This is a genomic window from Flavisolibacter tropicus, assembly GCF_001644645.1.
Lineage (GTDB): Bacteria > Bacteroidota > Bacteroidia > Chitinophagales > Chitinophagaceae > Flavisolibacter > Flavisolibacter tropicus.
In genome coordinates this window covers 5,704,842-5,725,059 of record NZ_CP011390.1, presented here as the reverse complement: position 1 = coordinate 5,725,059, position 20,218 = coordinate 5,704,842, and the positions used below count along the sequence as shown (strand labels likewise).

The following is a 20,218-nucleotide window of genomic DNA, read 5'->3' as shown; positions in this document are numbered from 1 at the left end:
TGTAAATTGAAAAAGTTTTTTGCTAACTAAACTACTGGATCAACAACCATTTATAGCGATTCAAATGAGTATTTCGAACTATCAACGATTAATGGCTCGACTACTATATGCTAAATATGTAGAAGCTAAAAACATAATGCTAGCCTCAAACGTGCTTGAATTTTAAATAACATTCACTTCCCGCTCTAATAATACCCCAAACTTTTCCTTAACAGATTGCAGGATCTCCTCGCTTAGCGCATACACCTCACCGCCAGTGGCTTTTCCATAATTCACTAAAACCAGCGCCTGCTTAGGATAACAGCCTGCATCCCCCTTACGATATCCTTTCCAACCGCATTGCTCTATCAGCCAACCAGCAGCTAGTTTAGTTCCATTACCTTGCGGATAGCCTATTATGGTTGGGAAGGCCTGCTTTAGTTCATCATACTTTGCATTAGGTACTTGCGGGTTTTTGAAGAAAGAGCCCGCATTCCCTACTTCACGCCAGTCTGGCAATTTGGAAGTACGGATATTAATCACCGCCTGTGAAATAGCTTGTATACTCAACTCCTTCACTCCCATCCGCTCCAGTTCCTGGTTAATAGCGCCATATGACGTATTGAATACTGGATGTTTGCGTAAGCGGTATGTTACTGATGTAATCACAAATTGACCCTTGTACTGTCGCTTAAAGACACTCTCACGATATCCAAACTCACATTCTTCCAATGAGAAGTTTTTAACGACTAGATCACCTATATGAAAGGCCTCCAGTTCATGAAACACATCTTTAATCTCTATGCCATACGCACCAATATTCTGCATGGGCGATGCGCCACAATTACCCGGAATAAGGGACAGGTTTTCTACACCCGCATAATTCCTTCCAATGCAATACAGCACAAACTCATGCCAGTTGATACCCGCACCCACTTTGACATAAACATATTCCTCATCTTCCTTTACCACTTCTATACCACCCACCTCGTTTTTCAACACCAGTCCATCAAAGTCTCTCGTCAATAAAATATTACTACCGCCGCCAAGAATAAGTCTAGGGGTTGTGGCAGGTAGTTTGTAATTTAATAATGTGGTAAGCTCGTCTATTGTTTCAAAGGGAGCAAAGTAGCGGGCATTGGCGTCTAAGCCAAAGGTATTATAGGGTTGAAGGGAGATATTTTCACGTATTTGCATAATCACTAAAAAGCAAGGTTACTGAAAAATGGCGACTACAAAAACAGCAACTATAATTGGAGCTACAGGGCTTATAGGAGGCCACTTGTTAGAATTGTTGCAACAAGACAACTATTATCATACCATTCGCGTATTGGTTCGTCGCCCAATAGAAAACAAAGATCCTAAAACAGAGGTGAAGCTAATTGACTTTACGGATGAAGAATCCTTTAAATTGGGTATATATGGCAGCGATACGGTGTTTGTTGCTGTTGGCACCACCCAGCAAAAAGAAAGAGGCGATAAAGAAGCTTACCGCAAAGTAGATTATGATATTCCAGTGAAAGCTGCTCGTCTCTGCCAGGAAACAGAATGTCCTCAATTATTATTGATCTCCTCAGTAGGTGCTAACCCTAAGGCCAGTAACTTCTACTTGCAACTAAAGGGTGAAGTGGAAGAAGCAGTAAAGGCACTGAATCTGCCCAGTGTTTCTGTTTTCAGGCCATCATTATTATTAGGTAACCGGCAGGAAAAACGTGCTGGTGAAAAAATAGCGCAAGCCGTTATGCCCTTTTTAGCATTGGGTATGTTTGGTGAATTAAGCAAGTACAAACCCATACATTCCGCAGACGTGGCCAAGGCCATGATGCTTACCGCTAAAGAACAAAAGCCAGGCTTCAATATCCTCGAGTACCAACAGATAAAAGCACTAGCCAGGCAATAAATTATATAGCATCTACATCTGGAACAAGCAATACATTTCGGAAGCGCTTTTCATTGTGTAGCACCGCTATGTATTTCTGAATATCTTGTTTACACTTGGCAATCAATTGGCTGTCGCGGGGAAGCTTTATCAACAACTCCATTAAATATAAATTGCGTACACGGTTGATCACTGGTTCGGCAGGACCTACTAGGTATTGTCCGTAAGCAGGATCCATAGATTGGGTAAACCGATGTGCAGCATCTTGCACCACATCGCGTTCCTTGTGCTTGAAGTGAACTTGGATAATCCGTGAGTAAGGAGGATAAAAGAATTGTTTGCGCTTTTCAATCTCTTCTACATACATACCTACAAAATCATGGCGCGCTACCTGCTGTAACACCGGATGGTTAGGAAGCGAGGTCTGAATCATCACCATTCCCTTTCCATCGCGCCGGCCGGCACGCCCACTCACCTGCTCCATCAACTGAAAGGCTCGTTCGTTCACACGGAAGTCAGCAAAGTGCACTAACGCATCGGCATCTAAGATGCCTACCAGCTCTACATTATCAAAATCTAGTCCCTTCACTACCATCTGCGTGCCCACCAACACATCAACCTTCTTCTGCTCAAACTGCTGTATAAGCACATCATGCGCGTTCTTATTACGAATGGCATCAAAATCCATCCGTCCTATTTTAACACCGTCCAGGTCTTTATCCAACACTTCTTCAATACGCTCGGTACCAAAACTGCGTTGTACCAGTTTATCGCTGCCACAGGCCATGCAGGTATGCACCGGCGGATAAATATTACCGCAATAGTGACACTTTAGCTTATTGGAGAACTTATGGTAAGTAAGCGATACATCACAATGCTTACACTGTGCTATCCAACCACATACCGTACAGGTCTGGTATGGCGAGTATCCTCTACGGTTTTGAAATAAGATCACCTGCTTACCACGGGCCACAGTAGCTTTAATGGATTCCATTAGCTGCATGGAGAACATGACTTTCTCGCCTGGCTTTCTAGGCACAGCGCGCAGGTCAATCATCTGAATGGTAGGCTGCTTCACGTCGCCATAACGCTCCATCAGTTCCACCAGGCCATACTTATCCGTTTTGGCATTGTGGTAAGATTCCAAACAAGGTGTTGCACTTCCTAATAATACTTTAGCCCCTGTTAAGCCTCCCAAGTAAATAGCCGCATCACGGGCATTGTAGCGGGGTGCAGGGTCTTGTTGCTTGTAAGAGCCATCATGCTCTTCGTCGCAAATGATCAGGCCAAGGTTCTGATAGGGCATGAACAAGGAAGAACGGGCACCCAGTACCACTTTCATCTCGCCACTCTTTACCTTATTCCATATTTCTACCCGTTCGTTATGATTGAACTTGGAGTGATAAATACCAATATAACCACCAAAGAATTTCTGCAACCGGCGGATGATCTGTGCCGTTAGTGCTATTTCCGGTAGCATATACAACACTTGCTTTCCCTGGCGGATCACTTGCTCTATGAGCTTGATGTATAATTGTGTCTTTCCGCTAGATGTTACGCCATGTAGTAAACATACATTCTTTACTTCCAGGGACTGTTTCACTTTTTCAAAAGCCTCGCTTTGCGCTGGTGAAAGTTCAAAATCAATATTTACATCTTTTGGCAGGTAGTGCAATCGATCGATAGCACGCTTCTCTGTCCTTAGAATGTTCTTCTCTACCAAGCCTTTTAACTGCGCATCGGTAGCATTGGATTTCTTTAATAGGTCAGGTTTGCTCACCTCTCCTTCTGTTTTCATCAGGTGCAGGTAGCTTAGTAAAAGCTCCATCTGCTTAGGCGCGCGGCTCCAGTTATTTAATAGCTCTGAAAGCTTTTCTTCATTATCGTATTCCGGATTGAGCAGCACAAAGGTTTCCTTCTTGGGAGCATAGGTTTGCTTTAGCGACTCCCACACAAAACACACCTTCTTTCCAATTAACCGGTTTACTACCGGATACACGTGGGAGGAATCCAGGATCAATTGTACTTCATTGAGTCGTAACTCGTGCTTCATCAGCAAGGCTTCCGCTATAAGGTATTCTTCGTTATCCAATGCGGAGAAGTCTTCACCATATTCTTCATTGAAAACGAGAACCGTCTCGCTGGAAAGTTTGAAGTGAGAAGGTAAAGCTGCTGCCATCACCTCACCTTCTGAACACATATAATAAGATGCCAGCCATTCCCATAATTGCAGCTGGAAGGGTTGAATAACAGGCGTAGCATCTAAAACGTTGATGATCTCTTTCGGCTCAAAACTTTGTGGCCTATCGGCATGTATGCGCTTAACAATACCGGCGTATTTTTTATTCTTCCCTAGATTTACTTCTACGCGGCAACCTGGTTTCAGGTTGGCCAATAAATGATCAGGAATTTCCCAGGTATAGTTTTTCGGGAGGGCCAGCGGTATGATAATTTCGGCGTACATTGTCGGAACCGGGATTTGGGGAGATTTAGGGATTAGGTAGAAAAGTTGTTTCTATAAACTTTGGATTTTTCAACCTTTTGAATTGCAAACTTGCTGCCCCAAAATTAAGCAGCAGCCCAACTTCCATGTTATATGCCTCTAAATAATTCTTGGCCTGAGCCAAATGAACATTTTCTAATTGGATAATTGCTTTCAATTCAACCATAATCTTTTCCTCTACATAAAAATCTACCCGGCGCTCACCTACTTGTTGCCCTTTATAATAAACTGGCATTTCCAACTCTCGGGTAAACCTCAAATTAACATCTTGGAATTCAATTTCTAAAGCTCTTTGATAAATAACCTCCTGAAAGCCATTACCCAATGTTCCATGAACACGCATTGCAGCTCCAATAATCTTTTCCGTTATATCCCTGTATTTATAGTCTTCCATAAGTTCCCAATATTCATCTTATTAATCCCTAAATCTACCCAAATCCCGGTTCAGACAATCCATGAAGCACCGTATTCGCGAAGCTTAGTATCCATTAAATCATACACCTGCTGCTTTAATGCAGCAATATCCTTATTCGTTAGATTCTCCGTTGGAATTTCTGGAAGAAACACAACACGGTTTTTCCCTGGCGTTAAAGAAAAGATATTATGAGGATGCAATCGCTCGTAAGCGTCTACATAAAGCACTGGTTTAATGGGAGTTTTAGTCTCTATAGCAATACGAAAAGCACCATCATAGAACGACTTTAACGGTTTACCGGATTCATTAAAAGTACCCTCGGGAAAAAAGAGAATGGAAACCCCTTTACTTAATACCGACCGTAGTATACGCACACTTTTAGAGCGGTTCTCCGCGGAACTACGGTCCACTGTTACTATCGCATTCTTATAGATGTAGCCAAAGATGGGCACTTTAGCCATCTCCACTTTCCCTAATGGACGTACCGGCTGGCGAACCGCCTTAGGAATGATAGCGGCGTCTAAATAGGATGTATGATTGGTTACAAATACATAAGAAGCGCCTTTTCGTAAAGGCTGCTCATATATATTCTTATGGAAGATGCCTACCAGCGGAAACCACAGGTCGGCCCAAACCATACAAAGGCGGTACAGCATATTGCCACCATTGATCCTTCCAAAAAATGAAGAAAGGATGGCAAACGGAAAAACAATCAGCATCAATGCTACAAATAGCAATAAGGCATAGATGCAATATAAAAGTTGAAATGGTTTGATTAGCCAGCGCATTAATTCACATTATTTCTTTCATCAGGACATTGACATGGATTCGTTTCATTGACAATAGTACAGGCTAGTACGGTTGTTTCTTTTCCACACTGTTGCACGCTTAGCCGTAAACTCTTGCCTGTTGCCATACTGCCCTGAACTGCAAATGTGGGGCAAGGCCTGCTAAATCTGTTACTTTTATTTAAAAGGATCACTCCTTTCTTTAAAATCTGTTCAATTTCTTCCTCCTCAATTTGCTGACACTTCATTAAACAAACTGCCAGGGAAGAATAGGTCAAAAGATCGGGACGTCGGTTCAATGCTTCCTTACGTGAAGGCTCCTGCCACTTGCGGCAAAGAAATATGCCCGATAAAAGCAGGATAAAGACAAGAGTAAGGATAACGTTGCGCGATTTCATTTGACAATAGGGCAAATTAATACTTTTCTTCCCCTGTGTGAAAACAAGAAAGCGAAGTGATCATTTTTCCATTTTTTAATCAACCCAACATTTCAGGTATAGCTCCTCCACCCCAAATTAGTCCTCAAACCGGCCAAAAGCTTAATGTAAGTCTGGATTTTTTCTACTCAACTCCGTAAGGTTACGGAGTTGAGTAGAAAAAGCCTAGGTAGAAAAGCAAGAAATACCCGACTTTACACATAAAACGGTCTTAATGAGGCTTTTAATCGAGCCAATTACTCAAACACTTGGATCTAGTGATTTCTTTTAAAATATATAATGGAACGGGTATCAACCAATTGGCTAAACAAAACGTCAAAATCCCGAACTTGAAACGTTACTCCTTTTGGCCCGCTATCCGGAAGTCCCTTAACATTTTCCCTGCACCTTCAAGCCCGCTTTTGGCTACCTTTGCCGACTGATGGAAAAACAGCGTTCTATAGCGTTTCACACCTTGGGCTGCAAGCTCAACTTTTCGGAAACTTCTACCCTTTCCCGCCAGCTGGAAAAAGAAGGTTTTTTGAAAAAGGAGTTTGAAGAGGTAGCCGATGTGTATGTGATCAATACCTGCTCGGTAACAGACAATGCCGACAAAGAATGCCGCCAGCTGGTTCGCCGCATCCAGCGGAAAGCACCGGAAAGCCTGGTGGTGATTACCGGATGCTATGCGCAGCTAAAACCTAAGGAAATATCTGAAATTCCGGGTGTGAACCTGGTATTGGGTGCTGCCGAGAAATTTAACCTGGGGGCTCATTTAAAAGAGTTAACCAAGGGCGATTCAGCAAAGATCTCTTCTTGCGATATTGAAGATGTATCCGGCTTCAACTCCTCCTGGTCGGTAAACGACCGCACACGTACCTTTTTAAAGGTGCAGGATGGTTGTGACTATACCTGTTCTTTTTGTACTATTCCTATGGCCCGTGGCAAGAGCCGCAGTGATAGTATTGCCAATGTGGTACGAAATGCAGAAGAACTAGCCACCAAAGGTGTAAAAGAAATTGTGCTTACAGGTGTAAACCTGGGCGATTTTGGTAAGGGACCCGATGGTGCTAAAAAGACAGAAGAGAACTTTTACGACCTGATTCAGGAATTGGATCAGGTAGAAGGTATTGAACGTTATCGTATTTCATCTATAGAACCGAACCTGCTGACAAAAGACATCATCACCTTTGTAGCAGGCAGCAAGAAGTTTATGCCGCATTTTCATGTGCCCCTGCAAAGTGGCAGCAATGATATTCTAGGCCTTATGCGCCGCCGGTATAAGCGTGAACTGTATGCCGAGCGTGTAGAGATCATTAAATCACTGATGCCACACTGCGCCATTGGTGTAGATGTAATCGTTGGCTTCCCTTCCGAATCAGATAAGCATTTTCAGGAAACATTTGACTTCCTGCATAGTCTGGAAGTATCGTACTTGCATGTGTTTACCTATTCAGAAAGAGATAATACAAAAGCTTTAGAAATAAACCCCGTGGTGCCGATCAATGTGCGCCATGAACGCAATAAAACTTTGCGCAACCTTAGTTACATGAAGATGCAACACTTTACAGAGCAGCATCGGGGACAAGCGCGCAAAGTATTGTTTGAAGGACATGAAAAGAGCGGCATGATGGAAGGTTATACGGACAACTATATCCGCATTACAACACCCTTCCGGAATGAATGGGCAAACCAGATTGTTGATTGGACCATAGGTTAATTTGAGGATCGTAAATGAGCAAATTTTTAGTAACAGTACAATTTACATGGAGCGATGAAATGGCGCTGAAGTTAGAAGAGCATCGCACCTATATTAATTCATTGATTGAAGAACAAATTATAGAGCATTATGCTGTAAGCATGGAAGTGCAACAAGTTTGGATCACAATCAACGCTGATAGTAAAAAAGAAGTAGAAGAAGTGTTGTCGGTATCACCTCTATATAAATATTGGAAACTGGAAGTTTGGGAACTTGTTCTTTGGGATGGATTAAGTTATCGATTACCGGCATTGCAGTTGAATTGAAATTTTTTTTCTGATTTTTCTAAAAAAAATTTTGCAGAAAGAATCCGCCCCTTATCTTTGCACTCCCGAAACAAACAAGGGGTACACAAAAAAGGGAGTTTAGCTCAGCTGGTTCAGAGCATCTGCCTTACAAGCAGAGGGTCGGCGGTTCGAATCCGTCAACTCCCACAAAAGAAAAAAGGTTCCAAATTGGAACCTTTTTTCTTTTCTATTATTGCCTCTTCTTCCTTCACTGTATAGGATAGCTTTTGAATTGACGATACGCATATCCCTAGCTAATCTAAGTCTATACAACTATTTCTTTTCTCAATAACATTGTTTAGTTTCATGGCTGCTTTTATCAATCTTCCCTATCCGTTATTACTAAAGGATTTTTATCAAGCTCAATTTAAATAATCAGTACTCCTACTATTGATATTTTAAAACAGGATAGCGCGTTTTACAGAAACGGATTTAGAATTGAAAACACCATTTATTCTATTTGACAAACCAACCGCCTTACCCGTTTTAGCCATTCCAGCTTTTAAAATGCCAGGGTATGATCATGCGACCGTTATTAATACTGCTTTTTCTATTTAGTGTTTCTCTCCTTTACGGTCAAGTGAAAGGATGCAAAGACCCAGCTGCTAATAATTATAATCCTAACGCCACCATTTCCGATGGCAGCTGTTTGTATAACTATTCTTTTTATAATCCTACATTAAAAGTGAACCCGCTTGCGGAAACTTTAGTAGAGACAAGTGACCTCCAATGGGACGGTAAAAATCTATGGACGTTTAACGATGATGGAGCGGCCGCTATTTATAAAATTGACACGCTCACAAACACAATTTGGCAAACGGTTTATTTAGAAGGTGCCACCAATATTAACTGGGAAGACATGGCATTTGATGGCACTTATTTTTATATTGGTGATTTTGGCAATAATAATGGGGGCCGCAAAGATCTAAAGATCTATAAATTTCCTGCTACGGCTATTCCAGACCATTCTGCGGCACCCTCAATAACAATACCCGCCAGCGCTATAGAAGTTATACAATTTACCTATGCCGACCAACCGCAACCAATAGTACCTACAGAAATGCAAAAGACGCCATTTGATTGCGAAGCCATGATTGTTGATGAAGATGGCATACACTTGTTTACAAAAGACTGGTTAAATAAAACGACTACGCATTATCGTATTAATAGCACCCATGCTGGCACATTTAGTGCTCAACCATTTGAAACCTTTCCCGCAAACCTCTTAGTTACAGGTGCTGATAAAATAAAAGGAACGGCTGTGATCGTTCTCATTGGATATAACAATACAGGACTAGGTCCTCACTATTTGTACATATTGAGTGACTACAATAATGGTAAGTTCTTCAATGGGAACAAACGCAAGATTGAGTTGCCCAACGCAACAGTAATAGGCCAGGCTGAAGGAATAACTTTTAGAAATCAAACGTATGGTTATGTTAGTAATGAACAGTTTTCAATCAATATAGGTCCTACTACATTTACTATATCCCCAAAGCTTTGGTCTTTTGATCTTACCCAATTCATTCCAGCTTATGCATTACCAATAAAACTTAAAGATTTTAGCGCAATAGAAGCACAAGACATCAACCAACTAATATGGCAATTTGAAGACACTGTTTCTCTGCTAACAGTAGAATACAGTAGTGATGGTATAAATTTTCGTGATGTATTCAAAATTAAAAACACTGTACACGGCAGCTTTTCTCATAAAACAGATAAACTGGAAAACTACTACCGATTAAAATGGCAGGATGATAATGGGCAAATTGGTTATTCCAAAGTCATAAAAGCAAAAACTTCGATTATAGGTGCTATTTCAAATTTAAGTCTCACCGCTTCTGGCGAGCTTAAATTTACAATTACAGGTTCTACTTCGCTAACTGCGGGTTTTAAGGTTACTGCTATTGATGGCAAACTAATCAGCGAGATTCCCATTCAAACCTTTCTACCTGGCAAACATGCTGTTTCATTTAAAAACTCACCAATAGCAACAACCGCATTGCTAGTAACTAGCTTCAACTTAAATGGACAACGCACTTGGCTCTTATCCATTCATTAAATAAAAACGGCTTGCTGAACTACTTAGCGTTAACAATCCGATAAGACTCAGACAGTTCTTGTTTATTGATTACTAGCCAAACATATTTCAGTCGTTCACAATATTCCTAACATTTATCCTTATATATATTTAATGCTTCTTCCTTGTCATTCGTAAATAATTCACCCTATTGCCATACTCCCTTATTCTTTTTACATTTGGCTTACCCTAATAATCCCAAAAACCCTAAACATGAAAACACTTTTACTCGCTGCCCTATTCAGCACCTTTTTATTTAACACACCTACTATTTACGAACTCAAGACGAACTCTATTGAAGAAGGTAAGCAGATTAATTTCTCCGATTACAAAGGCAAAAAGATACTCATTGTAAATACCGCTTGCAAATCACCTTATACCTTTCAAATAGAGGCGATGCAGCAACTATACAGTGCTTATAGAGAAAAACTGGTAGTTATAGCGTTTCCTGCAGGCAACGATTTCGGCGACCAGGAATTAAAAACCAATAAACAAATACAGGCTTTTTTCAGAGATTCATACGGTGCCACCTTCCCTATCACTGAGCAAACTACTGTAAAAGGCACGAATTGCCATCCAGTGTTTCAGTACCTGATAGAAGAGGCAAAAAAAATGGCCGTTACCGAACCTGTTAAATGGAACTTTACCAAGTTTCTCTTGGATGAGAATGGGCAGTTAATCAAAGTATTTCCGGCCGATATTTCCCCATTAAGCCCTGATATTACCAGCCTATTAAACAATACTAAGCAGCCCTGGAGCTTAGATTAAATTGAATAAATCCGTCTAAAGCCTCTACCTCACACAAGTAGAGGCTTTTTATTTTTTAGATGTTTTAGAATTAAAGCTAGCTTGGTATCTAGCAACAATTAGAGATTAGCGAAGCGTCAAAATATTCCATATTAAATACGAATAAGTAGTACTACCCATATTAATAAATGAGCGTCGATACTGAATAAGAAGCAGTCTGGTTCTGATAATTTTAGACATTAAAATTAACCAATGAAAAAAGCATTATTTATTATTTGCGGTCTGATCTCGCTAACTGCTTCGAGTTGTGACAAAAAGAATGATAAGACTGACGCCACCACCAACTATGATTCTGATTTATATAAAAAATCTCCTCGTAGTGATGTACCGGATGCCTTAGCACCTGGCACTTGGACATCCGGCAACATATCAGCCATTGGATATTACAATGACAATGGCGATCACGTAGGAAATGCCTATTCAGCTGCCCGTGAATATAAAGTTACCAAAGATGGATATTTTGAATTTGCACAACTTCTGGTAGTAGAAGGTTCAACATCTTCCTGTATTAATGAATATTTTACCCAGCTGAAAGGAACCATGAAATTTGAAGGCTCAAAGCTTACGCTCTACCCTGTAGAAGGCAATTTTAGAACTGTAAAAACAAGCAGATCAGCATCAAATACATCTTGCCCAAAATCTGATACTAAAAGGCCTGCAACCAAAGAAGAAATCGCCATGAAGCCAACAACTTATTACTGGAAAACTGTTACAGACAACAGTAGGTTATATTTACAGGTATTTGAAGAAAGCGACCCCACCATGCAGGGCAACGCTACTTTCGTGTACGAGGTTACAAAGTAAACAAGAGTAATTTTAATCATAAAAAAAGAAGCACGCCTTAAAGCATGCTTCTTTTTTCTTACCCCCCACCTTTTCCATATCTGCATAAGGCTTTCACATTATCGTAACGTCTATCGATCTACTACATAAATAAATAATTAGGGAAGGTTTGTAACTTTGCCAACTATGAAAGGGCTCAACCATACCAAAGAAGATGTACAGCCTTTTGAGGCGGAAGAAGTTGATGTAATGATCGAAGAGGAAACTCCTTTTCATTTGATCGTGTGGAATGATGAGGTAAACACCTTTGAGTGGGTTATTGAAACGCTTGTAGAAGTGTGCAAGCACTCTTATGAGCAGGCAGAACAGTGTGCCTATATTATTCATTTCAGGGGAAAGTATGCCGTAAAACATGGCAGTTATGAGGATTTGAAGCCTCAATGTGATGCCATTACGGAACGAGGTATAGGTGCTACTGTGGAGGCGCTTATCAGTTAAAAGCGGGTACCCAAGTAGTGCGGCAATACTGTACGCCAGGTATCCCAGTCATGTTTCCATTCACTACCCCATATATCCAGCTCATAGTTGATTCCTTTATTATAAAGAATAGCAGCAAAGTCACGCGCACTATTTGGCGCTTCATAGGCCCCGCTCCCGCTAAAAATATGCAGGTGTGTACTACGCCGTATCTGTTCTAAAATAACATGATCGGTAAGGTTAGGCATATAATGTTGCGGGCTATTAAAGTACACATCATCATCAAAATACCCTTTTGTATATTCAGTTAAGTCATACACACCGCTCATGGCAATGACTCCATTTATCAGGTCGGGTCGCTTCAAAAATAGGTTCATACTATGCAAAGCGCCAAAAGAGGCTCCGCAGGTGATAATTGGCGTTTCCTGGCTAGTTTGCGTTTTTATGAAAGGAATGACTTCTTCATAAACATAACTATTGAACTGCTGATGACGGATCGCTTTCATGCGTGGATCCATATCATTATTCATCCAGCTTTCATTATTGATACTGTTTATAGAAAATACTTTCACTTTGCCGCTATCAATAAATGGCTGCAGGCGGTCAATAAGTTGAAAACGCTCATATTCCAGAAAATCAGCCGCTGCTGTTGGTATTAGCATTAACGCAAATCCATAATGACCATAAGTAGCTATTGGCATTTCTTTAGATAAACGGTGACTGTACCAGGAAGTGATTGTTCTATCCATACCCAACTTTAAATGAATGTATTTACAAAAGCAATAAGAATTTTGAACTCAACAACATACCCATTAAATTTTGAACCAAACTTCACAAAAACGTAATTTTACTAGAGTGATTACTTAAAAATCACTGCATTACGTGTTTAATGCTACATTGGCGATCTGTTTAAAAAAAAAATCGCTTTATCATTTTCATTAACAACCTTTATACATAATTTTCAATATAAAGCAGACTAAGTGAGTTTAAAAAATCACACTAGTAAAGAAAATACTTCCAATCCAAAACCCGAAATAAACACAAATAAAGAAGCGCATAAGCCTGCTTTTAATGATCCTAACGCCTTACTATCCATTTTATTAAGCAATTCTAAAGAGCTGGTAATTTTATTGGATAGCAATTATATAATTCAGTATATCAACGAAAACTCCCGGAAACAGTTTTTCAAACTATTTCATACTGACCTGCAAATTGGACAGAACCTCCTTCATGTAGCATCAGAAAAGAATCAGCCCTTTATCAAAGAAATATATGAAGATGTATTAAAAGGCAATCAGCGAGAAACAGAATCATCGCACTTAGTAGATGGGAACATTACATTTCTGCGCAATATATTCCGTCCAGCCAAGGACGAAAAAGGTAACATTCTTGGCATAATCATCAACACCTACGACATTACTGAAGATAAAAAGAACCAGATCGCATTGGAGGAAGCAGAGCGTCGCTGGCAATATGCATCAGAAGGCAGCCATCAGGGCCTTTGGGATTGGGACATACAAACAGGCTATACGTACTACTCACCATCTTATAAACGCCTTTACGGCTTTGAAGATAACGAGCTAATCAATCATATAGATGAATGGGTGAGCCGAATACACCCAGACGACAGGCATATTACAGACAACGCCTTAGAAAAACACTTATTAAGTAATCAACCCATTTATGACTCCACCTACCGGATCAAAGCAAAAGATGGCACTTACCGGTGGATTTTATCCAGGGGCATCATTGTAAGTTGGGATGAAAACGGGAAACCGTTGCGTATGATCGGAACCCATACCGATATTACGAGCTATAAAGTAACCGAGGCTAATTACCGGCTGCTTTTCTATAGCAGTCCTCTACCTATGTGGACCTTAGACCCGGAAACACAACGATTCCTGGATGTAAACGATATGGCTGTTGCGCATTACGGCTATTCACGGGAAGAGTTCCTACAGATGACCATCAAAGATATTCAACCTCTGGATGAATCATTTGATCATCGCTTTTTAACAGACATTAACAGAGAGGCTGTACATTTTTCAGTAACCGGGCTTAGACATCAGAAAAAAGATGGTGATATTATTTATGTAGACCTAACTGGACACACTATTATAGAACAGGTTGGTCGAAAAATCAATCTTATAACCTGTCAGGATGTTACCGATAAAATACTAGCTGAGCAACGTTTACTCAACTCTGAAGTTAAATACCGTACACTGTTTGTTAATAACCCACTTCCTTCCTGGATCTATAACCCCGAGACCCAACAGCTTTTAGAGGTAAATAAAGCAGCTGTAGCTCATTATGGCTATACAAAGGAAGAGTTTAAACAGATGACTATACAGGAGTTGCATCCTATCGATGAGAGGGAAGAAGCCAATATAAACATTCAAGAAGCCAGGTCAAAAGACACAAACAGCAGTTCTTGGCGGCATCAAAAGAAAAACGGCGAAATCATATTTGTAGATATAAGAAGCAGTGCGATAGAATACCAAAACCAAAAAGCCCGTCTGGTTGTTGTTCATGATAAAACCACTCAGGTAAAAGCAGAGCTGGAACTTTTAAAAAGTAATGAGCGTTTCTTATTTGCAAGTAAAGCCACCTCGGACGCTATCTGGGATTATGACTTGGAGCATAATACGCTGGATTGGGGAGAGGGCTTATTTACGTTATTTGGGTATAAAAGTGAAGAGATAACCTATGACAAATGGTTGGCGTTAATACATCCAGAAGATGTACAACGAGTAACAGACTCTTTTTTACAAGCTATTCAACACTCAAGCCAAAGTATATGGCGTGGGCAGTACCGCTTTAAAGCAGCTGACAATTCTTACCGCTATGTATTTGACAGGGGGTTTATTTTACGAGACAGCTCCAATAAGCCTTATCGCATGATTGGCGCCATGCAGGATATTACCGACCTGAAGCTAAAAGAAAAGGAACTAACCGAAAGCAATGAACGCTACAATGCCATACTCAAGGCTACCAGCGACTTAATATGGGATTGGGACCTGGAAAGCGGCTATATCTACAGAGATGCTGAAGGTCTACAAAACGTATACGGTGTTTCAAATGATGCTGCCATAAGAACTATCGATCCCTGGTTGCGACGAATACATCCTGAAGACAGCCTCCATGTACAAAACACAATAAATAATATCCTTCACAATACAGGCCTGGATACGTTTGAAGTAGAGTACCGATTTCTAAGAGATGACCACCAGTACAACTTTGTATATGACCGGGGTATCATTTTACGAAATGCTGAAGGCAAACCGGTGCGCCTGATTGGCGCAGCCCAAAATATTACGGAGCGCAAGCGCCTGGAAATGCAATTGCTCAAAAAGGAATTGGACAAACAAAAGTTTATTAGCCAAACAACTATAGAAACACAAGAGCAGGAACGCAGTGAAATTGGCAAGGAACTGCATGACAATGTAAATCAGGTTTTAACAACCACTAAGCTCTATTTGGATCTTTCACTAAGCAATAGTGAATTGAAAGATGAGCTGATCGCAAAATCTTCTCAGAATATTATTTACGTAATTAATGAGATCAGGCAACTCTCCCGCTCATTAATGAATCCAAGTCTTGGCGACTTGGGATTAATTGAATCGATAAACGAACTACTTGACAATATAAACCTCACGGGCAAGTTAAAAATCAAGCTAAAAGCCGCCCATAGGCTGGAATCTACGTTGTCTGAAAATCAAAAATTGATGATTTATCGAATTGTTCAGGAGGCTATTAACAATGCTTTAAAACACGCAAAAGCCAAAAATGTCACAATAACGATTCAAGATACCCCTCAAATAGTTGAATTGTTTATTGCAGATGACGGGATTGGATTTAACTTTGACACCGTAAAAAAAGGTTCCGGGTTAAAACACATCCAAAACAGAGTATATTTGGCAAACGGAACATTAACTGTAAATTCGGTCCCCGGTAAAGGGAGCTTAATTATGATCAACTTTCCAAAACATACAAATCCAATTTAACTATGGAAAAAATTACCATTCTTATAGCCGATGACCACACACTGGTACGTGAGACCTGGAGCTTCATTTTAAATACTGACCCGCGCTTTACTGTTGTTGCAGAAAGCGGAAGTGGTGAAGAAGCCATTGAATTGGCCAAGAAACTCCGCCCAAATGTGGTAATAATGGATATTAACCTTCCAGGCATGAATGGAATTGAAGCCACACAACAAATCCGTAAATACTCTCCTGGCACCAAGATCCTTGGTGTATCACTTCATACACAACCTACATATGCCCGGAAAATGATCCAAAAAGGAGCCATGGGCTATGTTACCAAAAACTCTTCACGTGAAGAAATGTTTAAAGCCTTGATGGAAATCCAAAGTGGCAAAAAATATATCTGCGAAGAGATCAAGAACATCCTTTCTGAGCAGGTAATTAGCGGTGAGGATCAGCAATCAGGTTTAAATGCCCTATCTCAGCGTGAAATAGAGATCATTGCTTTCATTAAAAAAGGCCACTCTTCTAAGGAAATAGCTGATGCGCTTAATATTTCTGTAAAAACAGTGGAGGTGCATCGTTATAACATTCTCAAAAAACTAAATCTTAAGAACGCAGCTGCATTGGTGAATTTCATCAACAATAGCCAATTGGAGTTTGATAATTAAAATGGAGTACCTATATTCATAGTACCAACATTAATTACCAAGCTAACGTATAAAATACAGCACAAGGCAATTCTGTTGAGGCGTTATCATAAAATCCGTCTGCATGAATAACCCTTCCTGTGATGTCATTTCATTGCAGAATGATTTAAAAACGCTGTATGAGAAACGACCCAATTCGCGTTGTTTTAGTTGATGATCACCAAATGGTAAGGGAAACCTGGAAAATGTTGTTACAAAAAGATGAACGACTCCAGGTAGTCGGAGATTGTGCCTCAGGCGAAGAAGCTATCGCTATGGCAGCGTCTCTAAGCCCCAATATTATGCTCATGGATATAAATATGTATCCCATGAATGGGTTGGAAGCTACTAAAGAAATCAGCAGACTTTACCCGAGCATTAAAGTTATAGGCGTTTCCATAAACAATCAGCCCTCCTATGCCAAAAACATGCTTTTAGCAGGGGCTAAAGGATATGTTACCAAAAACTCTTCACGAGAGGAGATGCTTCAGGCCATTATTCAGGTTTACAATGGGGAAACCTTCATTTGCAAGGAAATTCAGGACAAAATGAACAAGGCCTAATAGCCATCGGAATATTAATAAAATTGGTGTGCAGATTAACTAACTTTGCACACCAATTTTATTTTACGCATGAGCAGTTCTCTTTCCAAAAATTTTGAGCCACAGCAAATAGAAGAAAAATGGTACCAGCACTGGCTGGACAAAAGATACTTCCATAGCACGCCAGATGAGCGCCAACCTTTCACTGTTGTCATCCCTCCGCCTAACGTTACAGGTGTTTTACACATGGGGCATACGCTCAATGAAACGGTGCAGGATGTATTGGTTCGGAAAGCGCGTATGAGTGGGTTTAATGCCTGCTGGGTGCCTGGTAGCGACCATGCTTCTATTGCCACAGAAGCTAAAGTGGTACAAATGCTTGAAAAAGAGAAAGGCATTTCAAAACATGACCTGTCCAGAGAAGATTTTTTGAAGCATGCCTTCGAATGGAAAGAAAAATATGGTGGCATCATCTATCACCAGATCAAAAAACTGGGTTGTAGTGTAGATTGGGATCGTGTAACCTTTACCATGGACGCTCATTATTATGAAGCCGTGATCAAGGTATTTATTGACCTTTTCAACAAAGGAAAGATCTACCGTGGTGCTCGTATGATCAACTGGGACCCTCAAGCAAAAACAGCCTTAAGCGATGAAGAAGTTGAGTATAAAGATGTACAAGGCAAGCTGTACTATGTAAAATACCAGGTAACTGGCACCAATGAATATATTACAATAGCCACCCAGCGCCCAGAAACCATTATGGGTGATACGGCCGTTTGCGTAAACCCGAATGACGAACGCTATCAGCACCTCAAGGGTAAAACAGTTATTGTTCCTTTGGTAAATCGCGAAGTACCTATCATTTTTGATGAGTATGTAGACCCTGCCTTTGGTACCGGTGCACTGAAAGTAACCCCAGCCCATGATATTAATGACTACAACCTAGGACTAAAGCACGGCCTTCCAATTGTTGACACGTTAAATGAGGATGGAACGCTAAGTGAAGCCGCAGAGGTATTCATTGGCATAGATCGTTTTGAAGCACGTAAACAAGCTATAGAAAAACTACATACTGACGGTCTTTTAATTAAAGAAGAAGAATACCAAACCCGTTTAGGTTATTCTCAACGCACAAATGCTGTGGTAGAGCCTCGTATTTCCACACAGTGGTTTGTAAAAATGAAAGAACTGGCAGACCAAGCATTAACTGCAGTGGTTAGCGGAGATGTAAAGATCCACCCGGAAGAACGCTTTTTGGCAACTTACAGATATTGGTTGGAAAATGTGAAAGATTGGTGTATCAGTCGCCAGCTTTGGTGGGGTCAGCGTATACCAGCCTGGTATGCACCAGACGGCAGCTTTGTAGTAGCCGCTACAAGAGAAGAGGCTCTTAAGCAATTTGAAGCTAGAGACCTGAAACTTGAAGGCGGAGATATCAGGCAAGATGAAGATGTTCTCGACACATGGTTTTCATCTTGGTTATGGCCCATGGAAGTGTTTAATGGTATTACCCAACCGAATAATCCAGATATTAATTACTACTACCCTACTTCAGTATTGGTAACTGGCCAGGACATTATCTTCTTCTGGGTAGCACGTATGATTATGGCTGGCATGGAGTATATGAATGAGAAGCCATTTGATCACGTATACTTCACCGGTATGGTACGCGATAAGCAAGGCCGCAAAATGAGTAAAAGCCTGGGTAACTCACCAGATTTGCTTGAGCTAATTGAGCGCTTTGGGGCAGATGCTGTTCGCTTTGGTATCCTTATTTCAGCTCCGGCTGGTAACGATTTATTATTTGATGATAGCAGTTGTGAGCAAGGTCGCAATTTTAATAACAAGCTTTGGAATGCACTGAAGCTGGTTAAAATGTGGGAGTCGCGTCAAGCACAAACAAACGAATCTTCGTCTTCCCATTTTGCGGTTCAATGGTTTGAACAACGATTGAATGAAGTAAAAGGTCAGGTGGAAGAAATGTATGCTCAATTTCGCTTGAGTGAAGCACTAAAAACCATCTACTCTCTCATATGGGATGATTTCTGTAGCTGGTATCTGGAGTGGGCAAAACCAGGGTTTGAACAGCCTATCGATAGCAATGTTTATCAAAGCACTGTTCGCTTTTTTGAAGAACTAATGCAACTACTGCATCCGTTCATGCCGTTTATTACAGAAGAAATCTATCATCAGTTAAAAGATCAAACTGATGATCTCTGTGTAAAACAATTCAGCAAATCAGCAAACATTCAACAAAGTTTACTCCAACAGGGCGATCTGCTAAAACAGACCATTTCAGCGATTCGCGATGTACGCGTAAAAAATAATATTAAACCGAAAGATCCGGTTAATGTACACGTACAAGCATCTCAAAGTAGTCAATACGCAGCAATTACATCCATTCTCACTAAACAAGTAAATGCTAAAGAAGTAAACCTGGTAAACGATGCAGTAGCAGGCGCTATTGCTGTATTAGTTGGAAAGGATAAAATTTACATTGAAACAGAACAGGAACTTGATACAACTGCACAAAAAGAGCAATTGGAAAAAGAACTGGAATACCTTAAAGGCTTCTTGGTCTCTGTAGAGAAGAAATTAAGTAATGAGCGATTTGTTCTAAATGCAAAGCCAGAAGTAGTGGATGTCGAGCGTCGTAAAAAGGCGGATGCAGAAGAAAAGATTAAGGCTATTTCTGAAAGCCTCTCAGCATTGGGATAAATAAAATAGCAATGTTTGAGCGTCAATGCTTGAAACTATAATAAAAAAGGAGACATCTCTATGTCTCCTTTTTTATTATAGTTAGCTGTAAATATCATATCCCAAAGACA

The 20,218-nt window shown here is 40.5% G+C and carries 17 protein-coding genes and 1 tRNA gene; 12 read left to right on the top strand and 6 right to left on the bottom strand.

The window, feature by feature from the left end:
* Positions 1–162 precede the first annotated feature (162 nt).
* Complete coding sequence (murB, locus tag SY85_RS24305; RefSeq protein ID WP_082886680.1) at positions 163–1,176, bottom strand: UDP-N-acetylmuramate dehydrogenase; 1,014 nt, start codon at positions 1,174–1,176, stop codon at positions 163–165.
* Positions 1,177–1,204: 28 nt separating this feature from the next.
* Between murB and SY85_RS24300 the strand changes: the two genes are divergently transcribed.
* Positions 1,205–1,879: an NAD(P)H-binding protein gene (locus tag SY85_RS24300; RefSeq protein ID WP_066408827.1), complete on the top strand. Its 675-nt coding sequence runs from the start codon at positions 1,205–1,207 to the stop codon at positions 1,877–1,879.
* A 1-nt stretch (position 1,880) separates the two neighbouring features.
* Here SY85_RS24300 and priA read toward each other — a convergent pair whose 3' ends face one another.
* From priA to SY85_RS24280, 4 genes are read right to left on the bottom strand one after another with little or no spacing between them, the layout of a single operon-like run.
* A complete protein-coding gene (gene priA, locus SY85_RS24295; protein WP_066408821.1) occupies positions 1,881–4,322 on the bottom strand; it encodes a replication restart helicase PriA in 2,442 nt (813 codons plus the stop codon).
* A 25-nt stretch (positions 4,323–4,347) separates the two neighbouring features.
* Positions 4,348–4,755 carry a GxxExxY protein gene (locus tag SY85_RS24290; RefSeq protein ID WP_066408818.1) on the bottom strand — a complete coding sequence of 136 codons (408 nt, stop codon included), beginning with the start codon at positions 4,753–4,755 and terminating at the stop codon, positions 4,348–4,350.
* Between the two features lie 50 nt (positions 4,756–4,805).
* On the bottom strand, positions 4,806–5,564 hold the full coding sequence (locus SY85_RS24285; protein WP_066408817.1) for a lysophospholipid acyltransferase family protein: 759 nt from the start codon (positions 5,562–5,564) through the stop codon (positions 4,806–4,808).
* Complete coding sequence (locus SY85_RS24280; protein ID WP_066408816.1) at positions 5,564–5,962, bottom strand: hypothetical protein; 399 nt, start codon at positions 5,960–5,962, stop codon at positions 5,564–5,566. Before SY85_RS24280 ends, SY85_RS24285 begins: the two co-directional genes overlap by 1 nt.
* A 460-nt stretch (positions 5,963–6,422) precedes the next feature.
* Between SY85_RS24280 and mtaB the strand changes: the two genes are divergently transcribed.
* The 7 genes from mtaB (at position 6,423) to SY85_RS24245 (ending at position 12,194) form a co-directional block, all read left to right on the top strand.
* Positions 6,423–7,700 carry a tRNA (N(6)-L-threonylcarbamoyladenosine(37)-C(2))-methylthiotransferase MtaB gene (gene mtaB / locus SY85_RS24275; RefSeq protein ID WP_066408815.1) on the top strand — a complete coding sequence of 426 codons (1,278 nt, stop codon included), beginning with the start codon at positions 6,423–6,425 and terminating at the stop codon, positions 7,698–7,700.
* Between the two features lie 14 nt (positions 7,701–7,714).
* Entirely contained in the window at positions 7,715–8,005 is a 291-nt protein-coding gene (locus tag SY85_RS24270; RefSeq protein WP_066408814.1) for a hypothetical protein, read from the top strand.
* A gap of 93 nt (positions 8,006–8,098) precedes the next feature.
* Positions 8,099–8,173: transfer RNA gene (locus SY85_RS24265), tRNA-Val, on the top strand.
* 376 nt (positions 8,174–8,549) lie between these two features.
* Positions 8,550–10,088 (top strand): hypothetical protein, encoded by a 1,539-nt coding sequence (locus SY85_RS24260; protein WP_148661284.1) that lies wholly within the window; start codon positions 8,550–8,552, stop codon positions 10,086–10,088.
* Positions 10,089–10,319: 231 nt separating this feature from the next.
* Complete coding sequence (locus SY85_RS24255; protein ID WP_066408806.1) at positions 10,320–10,874, top strand: glutathione peroxidase; 555 nt, start codon at positions 10,320–10,322, stop codon at positions 10,872–10,874.
* 231 nt (positions 10,875–11,105) lie between these two features.
* Positions 11,106–11,717, top strand: coding sequence for a hypothetical protein (locus SY85_RS24250; protein ID WP_066408801.1), 612 nt, complete (start codon positions 11,106–11,108; stop codon positions 11,715–11,717).
* 165 nt (positions 11,718–11,882) lie between these two features.
* Complete coding sequence (locus SY85_RS24245) at positions 11,883–12,194, top strand: ATP-dependent Clp protease adaptor ClpS (RefSeq protein ID WP_066408799.1); 312 nt, start codon at positions 11,883–11,885, stop codon at positions 12,192–12,194.
* On the opposite strand, the gene SY85_RS24240 is transcribed toward SY85_RS24245, so the two are convergent.
* Positions 12,191–12,922 (bottom strand): esterase family protein, encoded by a 732-nt coding sequence (locus tag SY85_RS24240; protein ID WP_066408796.1) that lies wholly within the window; start codon positions 12,920–12,922, stop codon positions 12,191–12,193. The two genes, SY85_RS24245 and SY85_RS24240, sit on opposite strands and share 4 nt — an antisense overlap.
* A 231-nt stretch (positions 12,923–13,153) precedes the next feature.
* Between SY85_RS24240 and SY85_RS24235 the strand changes: the two genes are divergently transcribed.
* From SY85_RS24235 to SY85_RS24220, 4 genes are all read left to right on the top strand, one after another.
* A complete protein-coding gene (locus tag SY85_RS24235; RefSeq protein ID WP_066408793.1) occupies positions 13,154–16,177 on the top strand; it encodes a PAS domain-containing protein in 3,024 nt (1,007 codons plus the stop codon).
* 2 nt (positions 16,178–16,179) lie between these two features.
* On the top strand, positions 16,180–16,827 hold the full coding sequence (locus SY85_RS24230; protein ID WP_066408790.1) for a response regulator: 648 nt from the start codon (positions 16,180–16,182) through the stop codon (positions 16,825–16,827).
* A 158-nt stretch (positions 16,828–16,985) separates the two neighbouring features.
* Positions 16,986–17,408, top strand: coding sequence for a response regulator (locus tag SY85_RS24225; protein WP_066408783.1), 423 nt, complete (start codon positions 16,986–16,988; stop codon positions 17,406–17,408).
* 69 nt (positions 17,409–17,477) lie between these two features.
* Positions 17,478–20,108, top strand: a complete 2,631-nt coding sequence (locus SY85_RS24220) for a valine--tRNA ligase (protein ID WP_066408781.1) — start codon at positions 17,478–17,480, stop codon at positions 20,106–20,108.
* Positions 20,109–20,218: the final 110 nt, after the last annotated feature.